The sequence below is a fragment of the Croceifilum oryzae genome (genome assembly GCF_030814315.1).
Taxonomy (GTDB): Bacteria; Bacillota; Bacilli; order Thermoactinomycetales; family Thermoactinomycetaceae; genus Baia; species Baia oryzae.
The window spans coordinates 1-21,048 of record NZ_JAUSUV010000015.1 but is presented as its reverse complement, the minus strand read 5'-3'; the positions used below and the strand labels follow the sequence as shown (position 1 = coordinate 21,048).

Sequence of the window (21,048 nt, the reverse complement as noted above, 5' to 3'; positions counted from 1 at the left end):
GTGATTGTGATCGTTGTAAGGTAGGAGGTGCAAAAAAATGGCACGTCGTTGTTTTATTACTGGTAAACAAGGCTCTACTGGAAACAAAGTTAGCCACTCTAACCGTAAAAGTCGTAAAAAATGGGGCGCGAACGTTCAAAAAGTGCGCATCTTGGTAGATGGTAAACCAAAACGCGTTTATGTAAGCACCAGAGCTTTAAAATCTGGTAAAGTGACCCGCGTTACGTAATCGTGGGTTTTTTAACACCCCAAACCATATTAAAAAAGCACTCGATTATACGGGTGCTTTTTTTATCTTTATAATTCCCTATCAGATTATTTCTATCAGCTTTTTTTAAATACCCCGATCAATGCCTTGACCATCCCACCGAGGAATTTCGGAAGCTTGATGGTATAGAACTTCACCCCGATTCCCTCCTTGTTCTATTAGCGTTTGGATCCGCACGATGACGAGCCCCATCGTGTCATCACTTATTTATATTCTATCCTCGCTATTATGTACCTAGAACAAAGAAAGAAAATTCCCTGAGGAAAGTTAGAAGTCCGCACTTTGAATACAAAAACATTTGCCCAAGCGGATCGTAATCGCCCCCGATTCCTGAGCGATTTCATTGCTTACCCCTAAGCTCCCTCCACGAGTCAAAGTAGCATCGTTTAGAGGGTAGCGAAAGCCCTTTAAAGTGACTCCGGTAACTTGAGAACTACAAGGCAACAGCGAGATATATTGGGCATCTCCCTTCGTTACGTAAACCGTCGTTGGACCCGTTAGGTAACGAATCTGATTCTTTCCCGAGACAAGCGTACAAGGAATGGATGTGGTGGCAAGCCACTCTAACAAATATAAATTTGCTAAGGCATGGTCAAATCGCGATCCGCCCAATGCTCCCAACAATAAAATTTCACTAGGTTGTAGCTTGATAGCTTCTTCTAATGCAAAGTGTGTATCCGTCAGATCCTTTTCACTCGGCAATGTAAGATACGAAATCTTCAGGTCTTGGAGCTTCGTAAGGTAGTCCTGCCTCGTCGTATCAAAATCACCCACAGCTAAATGAGGGTGTATTCCTAAATCGAGTAAATGCTCAACCCCTGCATCAGCTGTAATGAGAAAATCATCTGGACGGATGAGGTGCAAATCCTCTGCGGTCACTTCTCCGCCAGCAATCACGACAACTCGCTTCATCGACCCCACTCCTATCTTGAGACCGATAGAGCAGCATCACGAATCTCCGCAATAGCACGAGCACGATCTTTTGCACCGAATACAGCTGAGCCTGCGACAAGCACGTTTGCCCCTGCTTCTGCTACCAGCCTGGCCGTCTCGCTATTTACACCGCCATCTACTTCGATATCCAAGTTTATTCCTAATTGGTCTGCCATATCCCGTATTTGACGGATTTTAGGCAGAACGGAATGGATAAATTTCTGACCACCAAAACCAGGATTGACGGTCATTAATAATACAAGATCTACGTCAGGTAGGATGGATTCGATAGTAGATACGGGCGTAGCTGGATTCAAAACGACTCCTGCTTTTGCACCGCATTCTTTAATATGATAAATCGTGCGATGGAGATGAGGACAAGCTTCCTGATGAACCGTAATCAAATCAACGCCCGCCTTCACAAAAGCCGGGATATACTGATCTGGATTTTCAATCATGAGATGACAATCAAGCGGCAACTTCGTATGAGGACGAATCGCCTCTACTACGAGGGGCCCTAACGTAATATTAGGTACAAAGTGACCATCCATCGCATCGACGTGAATCCAATCTGCTCCTGCTTGGTCAATCAATCGTATATCTCGCTCTAAATTAGCAAAGTCTGCTGATAAAATCGATGGTGCAATCTTCATGTGTTAGTACCTCCGAAGTTGAAGTTCTTTGATCTCTTCTAAAAATGTTACATAGTGATCATAGCGCTTTGGATCAATCTCGCCTGTTTGTGCCGCGTCCCTTACCATACAGCTTGGTTCATTCACGTGCAGGCATCCACGAAAACGGCACCCTTCTGACTTCTCGCGAAACTCAGGGAAGCAATGTCCGAGGTCCGCAGGTTCCATGCCGTCAAAGGTGAGTTGGCTAAATCCAGGCGAGTCAGCGACTAGTCCACCTGTAGCGAGCGGAATGATCTCCACGGAACGAGTAGTGTGTCGCCCTCTGCCAATTTTATGACTCACTGCCCCTGTCTCTAGCTCCCGATTCGGTAAGATTTGGTTTAGTAAAGATGATTTACCTACTCCAGACTGTCCCGCAAACACGGAAGTCTGATCTTTCAAATATGGCTTAACCTGATCCACCCCATCTGCCGTTTCGATACTGGTGGCCACGATAGGGTAACCAGTAGGAGCATAACTGGTGCGAATCGCCTCTAGTTCAGCTGGGTCTTCTAACAAATCTAGCTTCGTCAACACGATCACAATCTCCAGTCCTGCATGTTCAGCATGGACTAAAAACCGATCTAGTGGCATCGGCTGAAACGCGGGCTCCCTGAGTGCGCAAACCACTATCGCCTGTGTCACATTGGCGATCGCTGGGCGTACTAACTCCGTCTGACGTGGTTCAATGACGGTTACATAACCCTTACCTGCATCCGTTTCGTCAAACTGTACATAATCGCCTACCAACGGCTTACATTTTTTCTTCTCAAACTTAAAAACTCCACGCGCCTTACATTCATAGGTTTCCCCTTGATCGGTTCGAACATAATAAAATCCGCTGATTGCTTTGATAATTTGACCTGATGGCATACATGCCTCCTACTGGGTAAAGTCCCTCTGTTCAAGTTTTTTATTAACCATTTATTGGATTGATGGGGCTACTGATAGTTACATAGCCCAGGGCATGTATCTGTCCACAGCTCAAATAGTGAACCTGAGAGGATGTGGAAAAGAAAGTCCGCTCCGTTCTTCTTCGCTTCGGGCAAGTGGCAAAACCGCAAAGAACGCTCAAACATTGCCACAAAAAGCCCTTGCTACGAAGAACTGCGCTAGGTAGCTTCACTAACATCACAGTGGTCAGACATTGCCCCAGTCTATTCTCGAATACCATAGGCTTGGTGGTCAGTGGAATGTAAACTGGCTATTCTTCCCTTACTACTTTAGTTTTTAGTAACCAAAAATCTATTTCGGTCACGCATCTTATGTAGACAGGAGGTTGCTTTGTCTGTAAAGAGACGAAAACAACCTCCTGTAATGGTGTATTAGTTATGGGTTTATTATTTAGTGCTTTTACTACCAGGATCCGCCTTGTGAAGGAGGGGGCTTACTACATTGTTTATTAACATTTTGCCAAGCATGAATCACTTTATCATCTGGGATTGGATCCCCTGCTTTTGGAACCGTTTCAATAATAGCACCACGTGCTGCCCTGCCACCTGTTGTGTCCGTCCAACAATGGCTATTATCATATTCAAGAGTTAATCCTGCAGCTGCAGCATTTGCTTGTGCTCTTGTAGCTGGAAGCCCCACAAAATCAGGGACAGTATTAGCACTACTCCCAGTAGTAGTTTCCCCCTTGCGCCCAGCGCTTACAGTGACCACTAGCGTTTTCCCTTTCTCCGTCACATCAATCACTGTATCTTTCTCTTGGTCGTTTTCTTTATATGTGTCCTGCACTTTAAGCCCTTGTTCCTTCGCCCACTTCTTTAAATCTCCTATTGGCTTTCCTTTAAAATCAGCAGCCGTCTTTTGCTCTTTCTCTTGAGCCTGAGAACTGCTTTCGGATGCTGGACTAGCACCACCTTTATTATCGCGACCGAGGAATCCGATAGCCGCATTAAAGAGCCATAAAGCGAGGGCAAAGATGAGTACGACGCTAATGAGTCCAAAAATTGCTTTTTTCCACCATGGTAGCTTTTGTTGCACGTCGTCTAACCAGACGACTGTTTTTTGAAGAACGGTCTGTTCTCCAACAGGAATGTTACGGAGTCCTTCGATCCGGCTTTTCGTTAGTCCAAACTTCCCTGTATGAGAGGTTGCTGGGCGATCGAATTTCCGCTCTTCTTCCTGTAGCTCATTTCCGCTTCGGAATTTATTGGGCTTTGCTGGAATTGAGTCTGTGTCAGATGATTTTTTTGAAAGATTTGTATCGCCCGTTAACGGAACGGTTGAATAAAAATCTTTGGTACGTGATTCCTTAGTACTACCCCAAGTAAATTCATTGCGATGTCCGATTTGTAGCGCATAGCGAATATCTTGCATCATCGCTCTTACGGACGTATATCTCATCTCCGGATCTTTTTCCATCGAACGGAGTAAGATTTTCACGATATTATCGGGAATGTCTGAGTTGAGCTCTTTTGGATCGGGTACTGGTTCTTGCAAATGTTGCAAGGCTATCCCGATGGCTGAATCACCATCAAACGGAAGTTTGCCTGTAAGCATCTCATAAAACACAACACCGAGGGAGTAGATATCCGACTTCTCGGTAATGACTCCGCCACGTGCTTGTTCGGGTGAGAAATAATGTACCGATCCCATGACGGACCCTGTTTGAGTAATCGTCGAGGAACTTGCCGCCCGCGCGATCCCAAAGTCGGTTACTTTTGCGCGACCACTTGCACCGAGTAAGATGTTATGTGGCTTGATATCCCGGTGAACAATCCCGTTATCATGGGCATTGGATAACCCATCGCAGATTTGAATCGCGATCTCCGCTGCCTCTTCTACCGAAAGGGGTCCTTGTTCTTGGATATGTTGCTTAAGAGTAGGACCTTCGATTAATTCCATTACGATAAATTGGGTATAGTCGTCTTCTCCTACATCATATACATTTACAATATTCGGATGAGACAAACTAGCTGCTGCTTGAGCTTCGCGACTAAAACGACGAATAAATTCTGAATCATTACTGAGCGATTCACTAAGCACTTTCACTGCTACATTACGATGAAGAGACATGTCTTTTGCCTTATACACGACTGCCATCCCACCGCCACCGATCCTGTTTAGGATCTCGTAACGACCACTCAGTCTCTTCCCTTCCATCCGCATAATTACTTTGCTCCTCCTCAGCCTATTTAAAATATCTCTGTATTCTTTAGTAGGATTACGGAAATATTATCTTTGCCACCTGCTTGTATGGCTTGCTGAATTAGTTCATCAGCTTTTTCTTCGATCGTGATATCACTTGATAAAACTAATCCAATCTCGCGTTCGGCAACCATATCGGTTAAGCCATCAGAACACAGAAGCAACATGTCATCTGGATTCCATGGAGTGTGAATCAGATCCACTTCTACGTCCTCAGCAGTACCAATCGCTCTTACGACCATATTTCGTTGAGGATGGTTCTTCGCTTCCTCTGTCGTGATTTGCCCGTATTTATGTAGCAAGTTCACGTATGTATGATCTTCCGTGAGCTGATAGAGACCACCTTTATGTAACATATAAGCACGGCTATCCCCTACGTGACCCAGTACAACCTCACTTGAATCCATAATACCCGCGATTACTGTAGTGCCCATCCCTTGATATTGCTCATTATTTTGCGATAGATAAAACACTTCTGCATTTGCTTTTCCAACCGCACTCAGTATGGCATTAGTCCGCTCTTCTGTGGAGACTTGAAAATTTTCACTTTGTAAGGTGGATTCAATCACCTTGACCGTTGTCTGGCTGGCAATTTCTCCAGCTTGATGTCCACCCATACCATCTGCCACAATTGCAAGTACTGACCCATCTTCACGGCGGACGAGAACAGCACTATCCTCGTTTAAATCACGCACGAGACCGACATTTGTTCGGTGTGCAATCTCCATTGCGGCTTTACCCCTTTCCCATCGGCATTCCTAAAATTCGTGAGAACCATATGTGAAGAAATACCTTTCATTTCTGTCATCTTGAAAATGGAAGAAGAAGATAGGAGCTATATCTCCTTCTTCGTTCAGGGTACTCTAACTCTATATTATATTGTAAACGATTTGGGTTCAGTTAGACTAATTTATTATGCTTGGCACGTAATTGTCCGCAGGCAGCGTCTATATCGTGCCCTTGTTCACGGCGAATGGTCGTATTGATTTTATAGGAATCCAATACTTTTTTAAACTCGAAAATCTGATTCCGAGAGGTTCGTGTAAAGTCGCGCTCCGGTACATAGTTAACCGGAATCAAATTTACTAAACAGTTCATTCCTTGTAACAATTTCCCCAGTTCATGTGCATGCTCCAATTGATCGTTTTTCTCACCAATAAGCGCATATTCAAATGTGAGCCTGCGACCTGTCGTCCGTAGATAATACCAACAAGCATCCAACAGCTCAGCCAACGGATGCCTACGGTTAATCGGCATTAAGCTAGAGCGTACGTCTTGATTCGGTGCATGTAGAGAGATCGCCAACCCAACCTGCCAACCCTCATCTGCAAAACGATAAATATTCGGAACCACACCACTTGTCGATACCGTAATATGACGTTGCCCGATGTTAAGCCCTTTTGGTGAATTGATAATTTTAACAAACTGAATCGTGGCATCATAATTTTCAAATGGTTCACCAGAACCCATAATCACGACCGATTTCACGCGCTCCTCTGATTCATCAAGTGCTTTTTGGGCAGTCATCACTTGAGCCACGATCTCACCCGCTGTTAGGTTCCGTTTCAAACCTCCCAGAGTAGAGGCACAAAATGTACATCCAATCCGGCACCCTACCTGAGTCGTTACACAAACACTTACTCCGTAATTATGACGCATAACCACTGTTTCAATCGCATGATCGTCGACCAATCCAAATAAAAACTTAATCGTTCCATCTTGTGATTCTTGAGAGGTGATAATTTTCAAAGGTTGTAGCTCAAAAGCATCTGCTAAATTTTCACGGAGCTTCTTAGAGAGATTACTCATCTCTTCAAAAGAATTCACTCGTTTTCCATACAACCAATCCATGACTTGTCCAGCACGAAACTCTGGCTCACCATGCTCTTTCATCCAACTTTGCCATTCAGGTAAATCTAAATCATATGCAAATGGTTTCATAACTTTTTTCACCAGTTCTTCCTAATTTGTTCTTCATCAATCCTTTTAGAAAACTTTCCCTATTATATCAATCCATAACGGGAAAGAAAAGGAAATAACCCCCTTTTTCCGCTCTTCTTGTTTCGAATTTTTGACAAGTTAGTCTGAGCTAATCCCATACCGATGAATTGTTACGTGGTACTTGGTTGTAATCCGGATATTCGGATACTCCTCTTGCCAGTTGATGCTATTATAAAACTTCGGTTGATAGGCCCTCACATACTTTCCCAAGTTTAAAACATCTGCTTGTAACTCTTTTTGCGAGCGAGTAATCAATCTTTTCATCCGATCTTGATAAATCGTTGCTACTTGATTACTCACATCTTGTATCACTTCCACCTTCGATAGGTCATCTTTGGATGTTTTTTCTTGGATAAATCCAGTCACTTCTATGTGGATCTCGATGGAACCATCTGGCTTCACCTTAATCTTTCGACCACTTCGATAGGGATGAAATGCGATCGCACCATCCGAGCGTGGGGCGATTACAACATGCCCTCTTTGATTGGTTCTGACTTGAAGAACTCCCGCAATGTCCTCTCTTCCATGGATCATGCCAACCATTTTATCTCTATTAAATACAGCAACCCCGTCCCACTTATATCCTCCTTCAATGGGTTCAAGGTAATTCATGACAGGAAACTGGCAATTAGGAATCTCCATATCAATCAATAGTTGACCAAATGTAACATCCGTAAAAATACCATTTTTGGTTCCGGAGCGTAGCATTCCGCGAATGTAGTTGGTCGGAATCTCTTCTGACGGTACTTTTATATTAAGTGCCTCTTTTGCCTTTCCCTTCACAACCACTGGGTACAATTGACGACGAACTTCAGAAGTACGCTTCAGTGCATCCATAAAAGGCTCAATTCCTTTCTTCGCCTGCTCTTCCGAAATCATGATTACCTGCATATTTCCAAAAAATAATGGATCGTTGGCAGAAGAAATAATCTGATGCATGGCTTCTGTATACGTCTTTCCAACTCCCGACAAGAGTTCAAAAGGTCCACTCGGTCCTTTTCCGTCCGCTGAATCACCCCCACCTCCGCCGCTTCCGCCTCCCGTTACCTTGTTTGGAATCGGAATTTGAACGCTAATCTCTGCTTGTCCTTCCTCTTCCGCACTATCAATCGCAATAGCCGACACAAATGATCGATCTTCTATCTCTCTTCGATCCCAACAACCAGACAGAAGAGGAAAGATCAGCATGAAAATGAGTACCTTAGGTAGATGTCGCATGATGATTTTCTCCTCCTTTCTGGTCTTTTTTCTTAGGTGAGGATCTCTTACGACGAATGATCGCTAGCAAAAATAGCAAGATCGGTATCACGATGGAGAAGATAAAACCAACATAGCTGTGCTCCTGAAACTTGGCGAAGAAATCACTTATATTTTCTGAAACCATCGCTCCTCCATAGAAAAAAGGAAATAATGACCAGGCCACATATTTTGTTTGTTCTTCTTTCACATGAAACGCTTCACAGATGGTTCGAACTAAGACAAACTGCAAATTCGTGATCGCAATAAAAGCAATCACGACCCAAATCCCCAGTACAAATGCCTCGATTCGCTCGATGACTAACAATTCAGGTCGTACCTCTTTGTAAAAATCGAGGGCAGACCATAGATTCTTAGATAGTGCATTTACTCCAAAGACAAAGTATTGCGCAATGACGGTACTCGAAAGTAGTATCGCAGCCGTCAGCATAGCCCTCGTGTTCACCTTGGAAGAATGATCCACTTTTTGGCTGTAACCCATTATTAAAAACAACACTTCAAATCCAGAAAAGCCTAGACCATTTGACAATATCCCTTTACACAACCCCTTCCAATCACTCTGGAAGAGAGGAAAAATATGAACCCAATCTCCTTTTTTAAACACAACATATAATTGTAGTGCAAAGGGAATTAAAATGATCGGAAATAAAAGTTCATTTAACATTCCAATCACTGCCGGACGAGAATAAGAAGCTAAGGTAGACGCAAGCAATAGCGTTATAATCGTAACCTCAATCGGCGTTTTGGGTAACAAGGTAGTATTCGTCGCTTCACTAAATAATCGCACTTGAAACGAAATCTGGTTCATCCAGTACAAGGCAAACCCAATAATAATGAGACTAGCGATCCCCTTGCCAAACCATTTCATGCGCTTCGTTTCAAAAATCTCCGGGATAAACTGTACAAATGTCTGTCCTGTAAAACGTTGACAAAGCTTACTAACCATGAAAACAAAGCCCGTAACGAGTAAACCTGATATCACACTTAGCCAGACTCCATCTGCTCCCGCTTCCGTGGCCACAAAGCGAGGGAAGTTAAGCAAAGGCGCTCCAATAATAGAGAGCACAACCAAGACATAAATCTGATAGGAAGAAAGACTGCCCCGATGATCGACTTTTTTAGAGGAAGCTGACTGAGAAGGTTGTGATGAGTTATTTGGTGTCATTAGACGCATCCCTCCCTGTCTTCACAGCTTCTTCTGAGCTCAGGTTTTTCTGTCTATATCGATCCTGTGGCTTCAAGAAACTAGGACGAGCATTCATATACTTCCACGGAACACGGACTATAGCGTCCCTCACCGCCCCCCAACGAAGCGGAGCAAACGGGGTCATATAAGGTACACCAAACGAGCGAATTTGCACCATATGAAGAATCATCAACATCAGCGCAATCATGATCCCAAACAGCCCTAGGATCGAAGCGGCAATCATGAGTGGAAACCTTAGCAAACGAATACTAATCGCCGCATTATAACTAGGATTGGCATACGAACTAATCGTCGTCATCCCAACCACAATCACGATCGCAGGCGATACTAGGCCTGCTTGTACGGCCGATGTACCGATTACCAAGCCCCCTACGATACCGATCGTGGGTCCAATCGGTCCCGGCAAGCGAATACTTGCCTCCCTGAGCACCTCAATACTTCCTTCCATCAACAGTGCCTCGACAATAGATGGAAAAGGAACAGATGCCCTTCCCGCAGCCATTGCGATGGATAATTGGTCTGGAATCAACTCAGGATGAAACGAGACAAAGGCGATATAAAAAGCAGGCAATAACAAGGCAATCGCAAAACTAAATAGACGAATCAGCCTTAAGAAACTAGAGATAAGATAACGCTCATAATAATCCTCAGGACTATTGTAAAATTGGGTAAAAACAGCAGGAGCAATCAAAGCATGGGGCGATCCATCTACCAAAATAGCCACTCTTCCTTCTAGTAGATGTGCCACTACCGAATCAGGACGCTCTGTATTTTGGATTTGCGGAAACGGTGTCCATGTTTGATCCTGCAAATATTCCTCTAGATACCCTGTTTCTAAAATCCCATCAATCTTGATATCCTTTAACCTATTTCTGGCCGTCTCCACAATCTGCTCGTTCGTTAATCCTTCCACATATAAAAGAGAGACCGCCGTTTGCGTCCGTTCGCCAATCACAAAAGATTGGATTCGGAGATCTGGATCTTTCATTCGATGCCGAATCATAGCCAAGCTAAAAGTAGAAGTTTCACTCAAACCCTCACGAGGTCCACGCACTACAGATTCCGCACGAGGCTCCCCGACACTCCTCGTTGTCCAGCCCTTCGTTCCAATCACGAGAGCTCGGGTCGTCCCTTCCAATAAGAAGATCGTGTCACCACTTAAAATCCCATTGATGACCTCCTTCATCTTCGTAATTTCCTTGACCTCTCCTGCTTCGATCAACTTCTGGACAACATTTTTCCATATGTCCGTTTGATCCTGAATTTCCTCTTGCATCAACGGTCGCAAAATATAGTTATGAGTAATATCCTTATTCACCATCTCATCGATATAAATAACCGCACCCGTTGAATGGTCTGGTGTTTTCATGGCAAACGTTCGCGTAATAATATCTGTCGAGTTTCCAAATACATTCTTTAGAAAATCCAGATTCTCGTCCAGATTCTTAGAAATACCTTTATTTTCAGATCGTTCTTCCACTTTATTTTTACTCTGTTGCTCCAATATTTTCTTCCGTTTCTGATCACGTAGAAAGCGCAACTTTCTCATTTTCATATACTCACCACCACAAGATTATGATGTGCGTGATGTATAGAAAGAATACGCAAGTCTAGTAAATCAATAACAAGCTACATATTTTTATTCTCATTTTATTTATGGTATTTATGTTATTTCGTTCATTTTTCTTAATGAAAATGTTATGGTTATAAAAATAAATAACAAAGGAGGAATAATCGCAATTTTTATCGTATGTAACTTAAAAAGGAGAGAATAAAATGAAACGTATAAAACACGGGTTATCTTTGTTAATGATTGCAATACTAATTTCCTCCCTATCATTGGCGAGCTCACTTACCGCACAAGCAGCTCCCAATAAAACAAATACAACTGAAAATGAAAAAATCATTGTCAAATTTAAAAAAGAAGTTTCTACAGAACAAAAAAACAGTCTCTATCAACAAAAAAATGCGAAAGTACTCTCTCGCAATTCACAAATTGGCTTTGAAGTCATTCAAGTACAAGGAAAATCTGTACAAGAAGCATTACAAGAATATCGTAAAATGCCGAATGTGGAATATGCAGAGACAAGCAAAGTTTCACAAGCAGTATGGACTCCCAATGATCACTACTACTCTTCCAACCAAAACGCACCTCTGCAAAAAATGCAGATTCCAGAAGCATGGGATATTACCCGCGGAACCAATGATACCGTAGTAGCTGTTGTTGATTCAGGCGTGCAAAGCGATCATCCTGACCTAAAGGGAAAGGTCATCGCAGGCTATGATTTTGTACAAAGTGATAATGATCCAAGCAACGATGAGCTGGGACACGGTACGCATATAGCAGGAACCATCGCTGCCCAAACCAATAACAACATTGGCGTGGCTGGAGTAGCTCCAAACGTGAAAGTACTCTCCGTTCGTGTACTCGATCGAAATGGATATTCATACAGTGAGGTCATTGCAAATGGAATTACGTATGCTGTTGATCATGGCGCGAAAGTCATCAATCTCAGCATCGCGATGTCAATCCCTGCTCAAGTATTAGAAGATGCAGTCAACTACGCTTGGGACAAAGGAGTCGTGGTCGTAGCAGGAGCAGGAAACTCTTCTACTTCGGAGCCTTATTATCCAGCTGCCTACCCTAACTCGATCTCCGTCGCCGCAACGGATTCAAACGATGCAAAATGGAGTCGCTCTAACTATGGAACGACAGTAGATGTAGCAGCACCAGGAGTTGGCATCATGTCGACTATTCCGACCAGTTGGAATCCGGAAGACCCTTATACGACCAAAGAAGGAACCTCGATGGCTACCGCTAACGTATCAGGTGTAGCCGCACTCCTAGCCTCCAAAGGTCTCTCCAACACACAAATTCGCTCCGCACTCGAAGAAAGTGCAGATAAAATCCCTGGAACAGGCGAATATTGGAAGTTTGGAAGAGTAAATGCTTACAAGGCACTGCTTCATTCTCGTTAAATCAACAAATGGCTTGAGAATCCATTATGGGTTCTCAAGCCATTTTCATTGTTCAACCAACTCAAATCAAGCGGAAGTAGGTCTGATAACGAGTTCGTTCACATCCACATTAGCCGGCTGTTGAATGGCATAAGAGATCGCTTGTGCTATCGCTAATGCAGGAAGCGCATTACGTCGATACTCTTTCATCATTTGCCTAGCATCCTCATCCGTGATGCTTTCAGCTAACTCCGACTCCGTTACACCTGGTGAAACGAGCGTCACGCGGATATCGCTTCCCACTTCTTGCCGCAAGCCATCGGTGATTGCTCGAACCGCATATTTGGTAGCACAGTACACAGATGCGGTTGGAGTTACCTCATAGGCACCTGTGGAAGCAACATTGATAAAATGCCCGAATCCCTGTTTTTTCATAATCGGAAGCCCCGCCGCAATACCATGTAGAACACCACGAATATTGACATCGATCATCCGATTCCATTCATCGATCTTGAGTACTTCCAAAAGCGAGACCGGCATCACGCCAGCATTGTTTATTACCACATCGATACATCCAAACTTAATCTGAGCTAAACGGATGATTCTCTTCATTTCTTCTAATACCGTCACGTCCAGCTTTTGATATACCACCGAACCACCTTCAGCCCGAATCTCACTTACCAGAGCCTCTAGTCTCTCTAACCGTCTCGCTCCCATGACAACATGAGCGCCTTGACTTGCGAGCAAACGCGCCGTCGCTTCCCCTATTCCACTACTTGCCCCCGTAATAACAACCACTTTCCCTTGCATATCAGACATCTTACATCTCCCTTTCTATCTAATTGTCCCTATTTTTCCCGGTACAGCACCATGCCCGCATGATAGAGGACCCCCTCTCGAAAATCCCCGTCGGCCGTGAATCCAGTATCATCTACATATTCGATATGATTTTGTTTGATGATATAGCTTCCCTGATAAGCACTCTTCCGTTTCCCGCGCGCTTCATCATATCGACCGTTCGGCAGTAATTCGTGCCGTATGAATCCGTCTTTCGTCACCCACATGCCAACGTATGGATGTGGATCTTTGTTTCCATTATTCATCCTATCCTCTTCTTTCCTATTCGATTGGATTGACACTTCTGAACAAGCTGGAAGCATCATGATGCTAATTATGGTGACAAGAAGTCTATTTTTGAGTTTCATAGCGTTGTCTCCTTGCCAAATGGAATACTTGATATAAATCCATTATGGCTCTGGTCAAATGTAAGGCGGTAGTCGGATGACACACGACTATTGCCTAATCCTCCAAAAAGTTATATTCTTTTAAAAAAATGAAATTGAAATCGGGGAGGTTATCAGAATGGATGAAAAATCCGTAAAGCCAAGAGGGGAGTTGGTACAGGTGATCAATCAATTTACCAAACAGGATGGGATCCATGATACAGCGATTCCTGCCTTGCGCTTTATTCGAGCTTCCCAGATAACCGAACCCATCTATTCCGTCTACGAACCGTCTCTATGCATCACCGCGCAAGGGTCCAAAGTGGTCATGCTTGGATCAAAAAGCTATCAATACGATCCCGGCAGTTTTCTAACAGCCTCTGTACATTTACCCATCACAGGGCAAGTTCTCGAAGCTTCCCCAGAGACTCCTTATTTAAGTCTTCAACTAAACTTTGATATGAACCAGATTCTCGATGTCATTCAAGCATCCGAACAAACGGTAAAAGCCAAACCTGAATCCGGAAGTGGTCTCGTGATAAGCCCTCTGAACGACACGCTTTATGATGCGGTACTACGACTTGTCAAATTATTAGAGACTCCGGCAGACATTGCCGTACTAGCACCGTATACCATTCGCGAGATCATCTATCGTGTTCTTCAAGACGAACAAAACGCTTCCCTTAAGCAGTTTGCCTTAATCGGTAGTCACTCGCATCGGATCGCAAAAGTAATGGAGCGGCTTAAATCCGACTTCGCCCTACCTCTGCCTATCGATGAACTAGCAAAAGAAGCACGTATGAGTGCTTCCTCCTTATATCACTACTTCAAAGAAATAACCGGAATGAGCCCTAACCAATACCAAAAACAGATCAGGCTCCAAGAGGCTCGCCGACTCCTTCTCACCGAATCGATAGAAGCCGCAGACGCTGCTTTTCAAGTCGGCTACGAAAGCCCCTCACACTTTAGCCGCGAATATGCCCGTATGTTTGGTCTCCCACCGATAAAGGACATCCAGCGCTTTCGGGATGACTACTTACCACGGTGATTTGTAATAGAAAACAAAATAGCTTGAGAATCCACTGTAGATTCTCAAGCTAACCATCCTCTGATATCAAGCAGAATACATTAGAAAGTAGGAGAAACCGTGAGAATCGTATCAATCTGTCCTAGTAATACCGAAATTCTCCATTACCTAGGGGCAAAAGATCTTCTAGTCGGAGTGGATGACTTTTCAGATTTCCCCCCTGATTATGCTGATCTACCACGTTTAGGTCCTGATTTATCAATTGATATCGATTTAGTCGAAGAATTACAACCCGACCTCGTCATCGCTTCCTTGAGCGTTCCTGGAATGGAGAAGAATATTAAGCAGCTCGAGGAAAGAGGGATTCCCCATATTACGCTCAATCCAAAATCTTGGAATGATATTTTAGAAGATGTCTTACTTGTAGGGTCTTATACTAAGCGATTACCAGAAGCTCAAAAGCTAGTTGCTCATTTGACCCAATCCGTAGAGATGATCCGTTCACATATGCCCTCATTCCAATCCATTCCTCGCATTTATTGGGAGTGGTGGCCAAAGCCCATCTTTACACCTGGACAAGGAAATTGGTTAACCGAAGTAAGCGAACTAGTAGGAGCCTATAATATCTTTGCCGATCATCCACAAGAAAGTGTTCAGACAAACTGGCTTGAGGTGGTAAACCGCAATCCAGACCTCGTCATGGTTATCTGGACCGGTATTGAGAAACATCGAATCAAGAAAGATATGTTTACAACAAGGCCTGACTGGCAAAATACCCCTCTAACCAACCCGAACCTCATTCATATCTGCGAAGAAGGCTGGTTCTGTCGACCCTCTCCCCGCTTATTAGTCGGAATCAAGCATTTAGCTCACTTATTAGCCCCCTCTCACTTCGAACCAGCTAGTGAAGATTTATGGCAAGATCCACGGATTCAATTGAAATAACACGGTGACTGAAATAAACAAAAGCTTGAGAATCCACTGTGGGCTCTCAAGCTTTTGTTATTTCAAAAAGATACTGTCTATTTTCTCCCTATCGTAATCCAATATCCAATCATTGTACTTCACAAATATGCATATACACTGAGGACAATCTTTCAATTTTCATGAAAAATAGTTTATTGTATAAAAAATATACTTGTCTACATTGTAACCTCATTCTATAATATGAGAAAAAAGGATGTGACTGACTTTGCGCTATATTCTAACAGATTGGAAACTAGACTCAACGATTCATGATTTTCCTCTATACCTCTATAATCATCCTGTGAGGCAAGAGGAAGTAGAGTCAGCAAATGGGCAAGTTACATATGATTTACGAAAGGCCAATGACTTTCAGCCAATTAACTTCTATCAAAATTGGATAGCCTCGTCGCAATCGATTCAACACCAAGAGCCATATTCCTTTACACAAAGTGAACATCGTGTCATTGATCCAACTCGTGAAAATGAACGGAAGCTTCTAGAAAGAGTGCTCCTGTCAGACCTCGCTCATCAATGCAGAGACTTTACTTATTTCGATAATCGAACATTGATCTGGAAGGACCCGATTGAGACAATTGGTGAATATGAAGGCCGAGAAGGGCTTAAACTCTCTTGTCTCGTAGATAGAAGTGGTACCATTCAAATTGGGTTCGATTATACAGTCCGATATACTTCGACTAGAACGCTAGAAGATTATATACGTAATGGAGCAAACTTAGAGGAAGAGTGCTATGTGATCGATCGTAATACACATACACGTTATGAATTTTTACGTATTGATAAACGTACGTATCGTGACATTTTTGAAAAAGAGTTACAAGGACAAACATTGTTTCAATATTACAAAAACAATAACCGGTCATATGTCATGAAAGGAAAAAATCCGGAGATGCGGGCCATTCTCGTAAGAGGGACTAATAATAAGAAGTATGTATACCCCCAACATCTTTTACGACCAGAGATCGATTACTCTCGAATTGAAAAAGAGCGAGCTGATATTAATCGTAAAACAAAACAACGTACTCGCAGTCTGAGCAAACTAGGAGCTCATGATAAGATGACCAAGTCACTACGGCTGATCGAGATAGTGATGCAAAAAGGGAAACTTTCCTATTCCCAAAAAGGTTTGCTCGCCTCTGAGTTGGGATATGAACAAGAAGTCTTACTGCCTCCTACTCTACTTTTTGGTAACAAGAAGACTATACTTGTCAATAGCAAAAAGGTGGGTTCGTCGATTACAAACGGACTTAGAACAGGTGGTGTTGTACATAGTAATAAACAGTTACATTATCGACTGGTTGTGCAAGGTCGTACGAATTCTTCGACAAAAGATCAACTTCTGGAAACACACATAACCATAGATAAATGGAGGAAACACCTGGAAGAACTATCCAAAAAATGGGGCATAACACTCATTAAAGAAAAAGGAAAAGCGGTAAACCTTGAGTGGAATGATCATAAGACATTAGACTATATGACAAAATTAGCAGATGAGGAAGTCATAGCAACAAAAGAATTATTAGAAAATAAACAGAAAGACACACCCATTATTCCCCTTGTTGTATTGCCGTCGGACAGCCGTAAGAATCACGGATTTCATTTGAAACGAAATTACATGAATCAACCTAATATCTATCGGATTTTAAAAAAAGAGCTTGGTAAAAAAACGATCTTCAGTCAAGTAACAACGATGGATTCCATCGAAGAATATCGATCAGATTCATTAAGACCAAAAAACCCTTTATATTATCATGGAAATATCCTCTTAGGTATGTACGCTAAAGCAGGTATACAACCATGGCTATTGAATGCCTCTCTTACCTCTGATGCCTATATTGGTTTGGATGTCAGTCGAGAGGATGGCAAGAATGCCTCAGGATCAGTACAGGTAGTCAGCCAATACGGCTCTATTGTGAGTTGTGAACCAGTGGGATCCAGTGAAAGAGGGGAAGTTATCAGTAAAGAGACGATTGAGACGATTATTAGCCAGGTCAAACGGTTTTATGATGAACAGAAGCGACGTTTGCGTCATATTACCATTTATCGTGATGGAAAAGGGCACACTGCTGAGATGCAAGTGTTTAAAGATATTCTTGGAAAACGAGGCATTACCTTTGATTATCTATCGATCGTGAAGAAGCCCAATCGACGTATGGCAATTGAAGAAGATGGAACTTATCGAACTGAAATCGGACTTACTTATTTCTCGGAAGAAACAGGGATTGGTTATTTGACGGCTACGTCACCCCATGACTCAGTGGGTATGGCGGAACCGATTCGTATCGAACGAAAACTGGGCAATACCTCCATGAAGCAAATCATGCAGGATGCTTACCACCTAACATTTATGCAAATCCATACGCTGAACAAAGGTAGATTACCTGCACCAATTGCTTATGCTGACGCAAGTTCAACCTTTTATCTACGTGGCCAATTACCAAGTAATGGTATCAAAAATCGTCTTCCCTTTGTCTAAGTTCATCCGAGAAGGATGTACGATTAATAGATATATCATGCTTTCTTGTTTAGTCTCTATGATTCTCTTGTACCGCCCATTAACTGGGCGGTTATTCTATACACTTACCGAATAGAAATGCCTCCCAACCACCGATTATTTTTAGAACAACCTCCCATCGTCATAATTTGAAAACTATTCAAAAAATTAATCCTTCATAAGTTGATTTTCCTCTTCCATAACAAGTAAACTGGTATCAATCAAATCTAACAATTCATCTTGGAGGTAAGTGTTTGATGGAAAAGCGATATGATCAACACTTCTTTACTAGAAGCCAAGAATCATGGGTCGGAATTGCTCCTAAAGAACTTCTATCTTTTGTTCGCACTAAATGCCAAGAAATTTTAACTCAGGATCGACTACTAGAATTGCTTTCTGAGGATAGACAATTACGAGTAAAGTTAGGGATTGACCCAACAGGTGCAGAAATTCATTTGGGACATATCGTACCTCTTCTTTTACTCAATCAGTTTGCAAGAGCCGGTCATCACATTGATTTCATTATCGGCGACTTCACCGCTCGGATTGGAGATCCATCTGGTCGAGAAACGAGTCGGAAACCTTTAAGTACAGAAGACATCGCGGAAAATACGAAAACCTACACTGATCAAGTAAGTACCTATATTGATGTTGATAAAATGCAAGTGCATTACAACTCACAATGGTTAAGCTCCACCACATTGCCTGATATCTTTGCGATTTTTCAACAGATGAGTCTAGCCGAAGCTACTCAACGAAATGACTTCCGCAAACGACTTGAAAATCAACAAGGAGTTTCTCTTGCTGAAGTGTGTTACGGTGTATTAATGGCACTTGATTCCGTTAATCTAGAATCAGATATCGAGTTAGGTGGTATCGATCAACTTCTCAACTTCCAACAATGCCGGAAAGTAATGGAGATTTATGGCATGAAGGAAGAAGTTATCCTAACGACTCCCATCCTAGAAGGAACTGCTGGAGATGGACGTAAAATGAGTAAAAGCTTCGAAAACTACATCGCCGTCCGCTCTACAGTAGAAGATAAATTCGGCAAGATTATGTCCATTCCGGATCATCTAATCATGGAGTATTTCCTTAGCTTTGCTGATGTTCATGAGAAAGAGATCGAAGAGTTGCAGACGTTCATATCCACTCACCCACTCGAGGCAAAAAAGCAATTAGGAACCTATCTCGTTGCTTTAGAAACAAAACACCTTGACGACGGATTAACACATCGAGAGCATTTTGAACGAAAGTACTCCAAGCGCGAAGTAACAGCAAGTGATTGCATTCAACTCTCTACCACTAAAGGAACAACCTACTTCGAGGTCCTTTTTGATAGCAATAGCTTCTCAAGCAAAAGTGAGTTAAGAAGAATGTTTCAACAACAAGGTGTACGAGCCATCGGCGAAACAGAACAAATTCTATCAATTGATGATGACGTGATAGAATCTGGAATGGTTCGTGTTGGGAAGCATAAGTATTTTCATATTTCGATTTGAGAATAGCACAATCCTCTGACATCAAGCCAGAGGATTGTGTTATTTGGGATTACCTATGAAACTGTTCTTCACTCCAACCAAAACTATCAAACCATCTTTTATCTCTATAATTATCAATCGCACGCGAGATGTAAGGAATCACATTAGAAGGAAGATCCCCTAGAGGAAAAAAGCGTAGATCATCACATTTATGAGGCCCTAGATTTACTATTTCTCCTTCCCACTCCCTTATCACAGCGAAAAAATCAACTCGCTCATAACCTTCTATCCGATGCATTACACTAACCATCTCTACATCCTCTTCTAGAATATCAACTCCAGCTTCCTCTTTCGCTTCCCTGATTGCAGCCTGCTTGACAGTCTCTCTACCATCCAAGTGCCCAGCTACGACACTATAATTCCCATCTTCATATCCTGTATTGTAACGACGAAGAAGCAAAATCGCATCTTCCTTCATGAGAAGTAAATGAATCGTAACAGGAGCTGTGAAACGCTCTTTAATCACAAAAATCACCCTTATCTGAACTATTATGACCTATGGTGAACAGCCTTCCAACCTTTATACCATATCAACACTGGATACATCAGAGAATGTAATAATGTAGGATCTGGATCAGGCTGAATATCTATCTCAGGTGCATGTGGATAGTGCTTTCGCAGGAACAAATTAATACATATCCAAATATCAATCGATTTATAGTCAACAAGAGACATCCATTGTTCTAACTCTTCTTTTGTTGTTGTAAAAAATAACACATACGCCCACCATTCCTTCATGCCGTATTCACTAGATTCTTGGTGAACTCGATTCCAATACTTTTCTCTCTCGATGCAATCAAATGAATCTCCCAATCCCTGCACAGCTACCTTTTTCACCATTGGAGATTCATCATCTGTGTATGCCCATATTTCATCTCTTGATAGCTTGTTACCCTTAATTAAAATGGTCAATGCTAACGCTCTCTCTACAGGATTTTCTGATCGAATGGACTCACTCGCATCTACTACTTCCACTAACGGCTCGAAAGAAGGTGTATTACCGTTTCGGTAACCTTCTTGCAAAGCTTTTAATGCTTTACCAGCATTAAATATGGGAGCAGTTAACCCTTCTACCATATCTGCTTTCTCTATCAAAACATTGCGTATATCATTCGGAGTGAGGTCAGGCATCATTGACATTAAATACGCACTAAATCCTGCTACCAGCGTTGATGTACCACACGTACCCCCAAAATAATCAAGTCCATGTCCTTCTACTAATCCTGGAACCGGCTTAACCCCCGAAATATTGAGTGGATCTCTCTTATTCTCTGTAAATCGCAGATTTAGATATTATTCATTTAGTGTGTTATACATTCACGATC

General features: G+C 42.6%; 20 protein-coding genes. 6 read left to right on the top strand and 14 right to left on the bottom strand.

The window, feature by feature from the left end:
* Positions 1 to 37 precede the first annotated feature (37 nt).
* A complete protein-coding gene (gene rpmB, locus J2Z48_RS13930) occupies positions 38 to 229 on the top strand; it encodes a 50S ribosomal protein L28 (RefSeq protein ID WP_307254498.1) in 192 nt (63 codons plus the stop codon).
* A 95-nt stretch (positions 230 to 324) separates the two neighbouring features.
* Here rpmB and spoVM read toward each other — a convergent pair whose 3' ends face one another.
* The 10 genes from spoVM to J2Z48_RS13880 all read right to left on the bottom strand — a co-directional run bounded on the left by spoVM (position 325) and on the right by J2Z48_RS13880 (position 11,051).
* Positions 325 to 405, bottom strand: coding sequence for a stage V sporulation protein SpoVM (spoVM, locus tag J2Z48_RS13925; RefSeq protein ID WP_131848127.1), 81 nt, complete (start codon positions 403 to 405; stop codon positions 325 to 327).
* A 130-nt stretch (positions 406 to 535) separates the two neighbouring features.
* The gene (locus J2Z48_RS13920; protein ID WP_307254497.1) at positions 536 to 1,180 is read right to left on the bottom strand and encodes a thiamine diphosphokinase; all 645 of its coding nucleotides are present in this window, start codon (positions 1,178 to 1,180) and stop codon (positions 536 to 538) included.
* Positions 1,181 to 1,191: 11 nt separating this feature from the next.
* The gene (gene rpe / locus J2Z48_RS13915) at positions 1,192 to 1,854 is read right to left on the bottom strand and encodes a ribulose-phosphate 3-epimerase (RefSeq protein ID WP_307254496.1); all 663 of its coding nucleotides are present in this window, start codon (positions 1,852 to 1,854) and stop codon (positions 1,192 to 1,194) included.
* A 3-nt stretch (positions 1,855 to 1,857) separates the two neighbouring features.
* On the bottom strand, positions 1,858 to 2,748 hold the full coding sequence (rsgA, locus tag J2Z48_RS13910) for a ribosome small subunit-dependent GTPase A (protein ID WP_307254495.1): 891 nt from the start codon (positions 2,746 to 2,748) through the stop codon (positions 1,858 to 1,860).
* A gap of 483 nt (positions 2,749 to 3,231) precedes the next feature.
* Entirely contained in the window at positions 3,232 to 4,986 is a 1,755-nt protein-coding gene (gene pknB / locus J2Z48_RS13905; RefSeq protein ID WP_307254569.1) for a Stk1 family PASTA domain-containing Ser/Thr kinase, read from the bottom strand.
* Between the two features lie 32 nt (positions 4,987 to 5,018).
* Positions 5,019 to 5,759: a Stp1/IreP family PP2C-type Ser/Thr phosphatase gene (locus J2Z48_RS13900; RefSeq protein WP_307254494.1), complete on the bottom strand. Its 741-nt coding sequence runs from the start codon at positions 5,757 to 5,759 to the stop codon at positions 5,019 to 5,021.
* Positions 5,760 to 5,931: 172 nt separating this feature from the next.
* Positions 5,932 to 6,972 carry a dual-specificity RNA methyltransferase RlmN gene (rlmN, locus tag J2Z48_RS13895; protein ID WP_307254565.1) on the bottom strand — a complete coding sequence of 347 codons (1,041 nt, stop codon included), beginning with the start codon at positions 6,970 to 6,972 and terminating at the stop codon, positions 5,932 to 5,934.
* Positions 6,973 to 7,110: 138 nt separating this feature from the next.
* The gene (locus J2Z48_RS13890) at positions 7,111 to 8,250 is read right to left on the bottom strand and encodes a Ger(x)C family spore germination protein (protein ID WP_307254493.1); all 1,140 of its coding nucleotides are present in this window, start codon (positions 8,248 to 8,250) and stop codon (positions 7,111 to 7,113) included.
* The gene (locus J2Z48_RS13885) at positions 8,234 to 9,454 is read right to left on the bottom strand and encodes a GerAB/ArcD/ProY family transporter (RefSeq protein WP_307254491.1); all 1,221 of its coding nucleotides are present in this window, start codon (positions 9,452 to 9,454) and stop codon (positions 8,234 to 8,236) included. The genes J2Z48_RS13890 and J2Z48_RS13885 overlap by 17 nt, the downstream gene beginning before the upstream one ends.
* Positions 9,441 to 11,051: a spore germination protein gene (locus tag J2Z48_RS13880; RefSeq protein ID WP_307254490.1), complete on the bottom strand. Its 1,611-nt coding sequence runs from the start codon at positions 11,049 to 11,051 to the stop codon at positions 9,441 to 9,443. Before J2Z48_RS13880 ends, J2Z48_RS13885 begins: the two co-directional genes overlap by 14 nt.
* Positions 11,052 to 11,272: 221 nt before the next feature.
* Between J2Z48_RS13880 and J2Z48_RS13875 the strand changes: the two genes are divergently transcribed.
* Positions 11,273 to 12,475 (top strand): S8 family peptidase, encoded by a 1,203-nt coding sequence (locus tag J2Z48_RS13875; protein WP_307254489.1) that lies wholly within the window; start codon positions 11,273 to 11,275, stop codon positions 12,473 to 12,475.
* 66 nt (positions 12,476 to 12,541) lie between these two features.
* Here the strand turns inward: J2Z48_RS13875 and J2Z48_RS13870 are convergent, their stop codons facing one another.
* Positions 12,542 to 13,273 (bottom strand): SDR family oxidoreductase, encoded by a 732-nt coding sequence (locus J2Z48_RS13870; protein ID WP_307254487.1) that lies wholly within the window; start codon positions 13,271 to 13,273, stop codon positions 12,542 to 12,544.
* Positions 13,274 to 13,302: 29 nt separating this feature from the next.
* Positions 13,303 to 13,557 (bottom strand): Atu4866 domain-containing protein, encoded by a 255-nt coding sequence (locus tag J2Z48_RS13865; protein WP_307254563.1) that lies wholly within the window; start codon positions 13,555 to 13,557, stop codon positions 13,303 to 13,305.
* Positions 13,558 to 13,816: 259 nt separating this feature from the next.
* On the opposite strand from J2Z48_RS13865, the gene J2Z48_RS13860 reads away from it, so the two are divergent.
* The 4 genes from J2Z48_RS13860 (at position 13,817) to tyrS (ending at position 19,684) form a co-directional block, all read left to right on the top strand.
* On the top strand, positions 13,817 to 14,725 hold the full coding sequence (locus J2Z48_RS13860) for an AraC family transcriptional regulator (protein ID WP_307254486.1): 909 nt from the start codon (positions 13,817 to 13,819) through the stop codon (positions 14,723 to 14,725).
* Between the two features lie 99 nt (positions 14,726 to 14,824).
* Positions 14,825 to 15,649 carry a cobalamin-binding protein gene (locus J2Z48_RS13855; protein WP_307254484.1) on the top strand — a complete coding sequence of 275 codons (825 nt, stop codon included), beginning with the start codon at positions 14,825 to 14,827 and terminating at the stop codon, positions 15,647 to 15,649.
* Positions 15,650 to 15,896: 247 nt separating this feature from the next.
* Positions 15,897 to 18,164 carry a Piwi domain-containing protein gene (locus tag J2Z48_RS13850; protein WP_307254482.1) on the top strand — a complete coding sequence of 756 codons (2,268 nt, stop codon included), beginning with the start codon at positions 15,897 to 15,899 and terminating at the stop codon, positions 18,162 to 18,164.
* Between the two features lie 275 nt (positions 18,165 to 18,439).
* Positions 18,440 to 19,684 carry a tyrosine--tRNA ligase gene (tyrS, locus tag J2Z48_RS13845; protein ID WP_307254480.1) on the top strand — a complete coding sequence of 415 codons (1,245 nt, stop codon included), beginning with the start codon at positions 18,440 to 18,442 and terminating at the stop codon, positions 19,682 to 19,684.
* 49 nt (positions 19,685 to 19,733) lie between these two features.
* Here tyrS and J2Z48_RS13840 read toward each other — a convergent pair whose 3' ends face one another.
* Both J2Z48_RS13840 and J2Z48_RS13835 read right to left on the bottom strand, forming a co-directional pair.
* Positions 19,734 to 20,189, bottom strand: coding sequence for an NUDIX hydrolase (locus J2Z48_RS13840; RefSeq protein ID WP_307254478.1), 456 nt, complete (start codon positions 20,187 to 20,189; stop codon positions 19,734 to 19,736).
* Between the two features lie 23 nt (positions 20,190 to 20,212).
* Positions 20,213 to 20,863 (bottom strand): hypothetical protein, encoded by a 651-nt coding sequence (locus tag J2Z48_RS13835; RefSeq protein ID WP_307254476.1) that lies wholly within the window; start codon positions 20,861 to 20,863, stop codon positions 20,213 to 20,215.
* Positions 20,864 to 21,048 lie beyond the last annotated feature (185 nt).

What these genes read in the sequence shown, in the direction of transcription:
- rpmB (WP_307254498.1), top strand. Translation starts at nt 38, where the DNA reads ATGGCACGTCGTTGTTTTATTACTGGTAAACAAGGCTCTACTGGAAAC.
- J2Z48_RS13920 (WP_307254497.1), bottom strand. Translation starts at nt 1,180, where the DNA reads ATGAAGCGAGTTGTCGTGATTGCTGGCGGAGAAGTGACCGCAGAGGAT.
- rpe (WP_307254496.1), bottom strand. Translation starts at nt 1,854, where the DNA reads ATGAAGATTGCACCATCGATTTTATCAGCAGACTTTGCTAATTTAGAG.
- rsgA (WP_307254495.1), bottom strand. Translation starts at nt 2,748, where the DNA reads ATGCCATCAGGTCAAATTATCAAAGCAATCAGCGGATTTTATTATGTT.
- pknB (WP_307254569.1), bottom strand. Translation starts at nt 4,986, where the DNA reads ATGGAAGGGAAGAGACTGAGTGGTCGTTACGAGATCCTAAACAGGATC.
- J2Z48_RS13900 (WP_307254494.1), bottom strand. Translation starts at nt 5,759, where the DNA reads ATGGAGATTGCACACCGAACAAATGTCGGTCTCGTGCGTGATTTAAAC.
- rlmN (WP_307254565.1), bottom strand. Translation starts at nt 6,972, where the DNA reads ATGAAACCATTTGCATATGATTTAGATTTACCTGAATGGCAAAGTTGG.
- J2Z48_RS13890 (WP_307254493.1), bottom strand. Translation starts at nt 8,250, where the DNA reads ATGCGACATCTACCTAAGGTACTCATTTTCATGCTGATCTTTCCTCTT.
- J2Z48_RS13885 (WP_307254491.1), bottom strand. Translation starts at nt 9,454, where the DNA reads ATGACACCAAATAACTCATCACAACCTTCTCAGTCAGCTTCCTCTAAA.
- J2Z48_RS13880 (WP_307254490.1), bottom strand. Translation starts at nt 11,051, where the DNA reads ATGAAAATGAGAAAGTTGCGCTTTCTACGTGATCAGAAACGGAAGAAA.
- J2Z48_RS13875 (WP_307254489.1), top strand. Translation starts at nt 11,273, where the DNA reads ATGAAACGTATAAAACACGGGTTATCTTTGTTAATGATTGCAATACTA.
- J2Z48_RS13870 (WP_307254487.1), bottom strand. Translation starts at nt 13,273, where the DNA reads ATGTCTGATATGCAAGGGAAAGTGGTTGTTATTACGGGGGCAAGTAGT.
- J2Z48_RS13865 (WP_307254563.1), bottom strand. Translation starts at nt 13,557, where the DNA reads ATGAATAATGGAAACAAAGATCCACATCCATACGTTGGCATGTGGGTG.
- J2Z48_RS13860 (WP_307254486.1), top strand. Translation starts at nt 13,817, where the DNA reads ATGGATGAAAAATCCGTAAAGCCAAGAGGGGAGTTGGTACAGGTGATC.
- tyrS (WP_307254480.1), top strand. Translation starts at nt 18,440, where the DNA reads ATGGAAAAGCGATATGATCAACACTTCTTTACTAGAAGCCAAGAATCA.
- J2Z48_RS13835 (WP_307254476.1), bottom strand. Translation starts at nt 20,863, where the DNA reads ATGTCAATGATGCCTGACCTCACTCCGAATGATATACGCAATGTTTTG.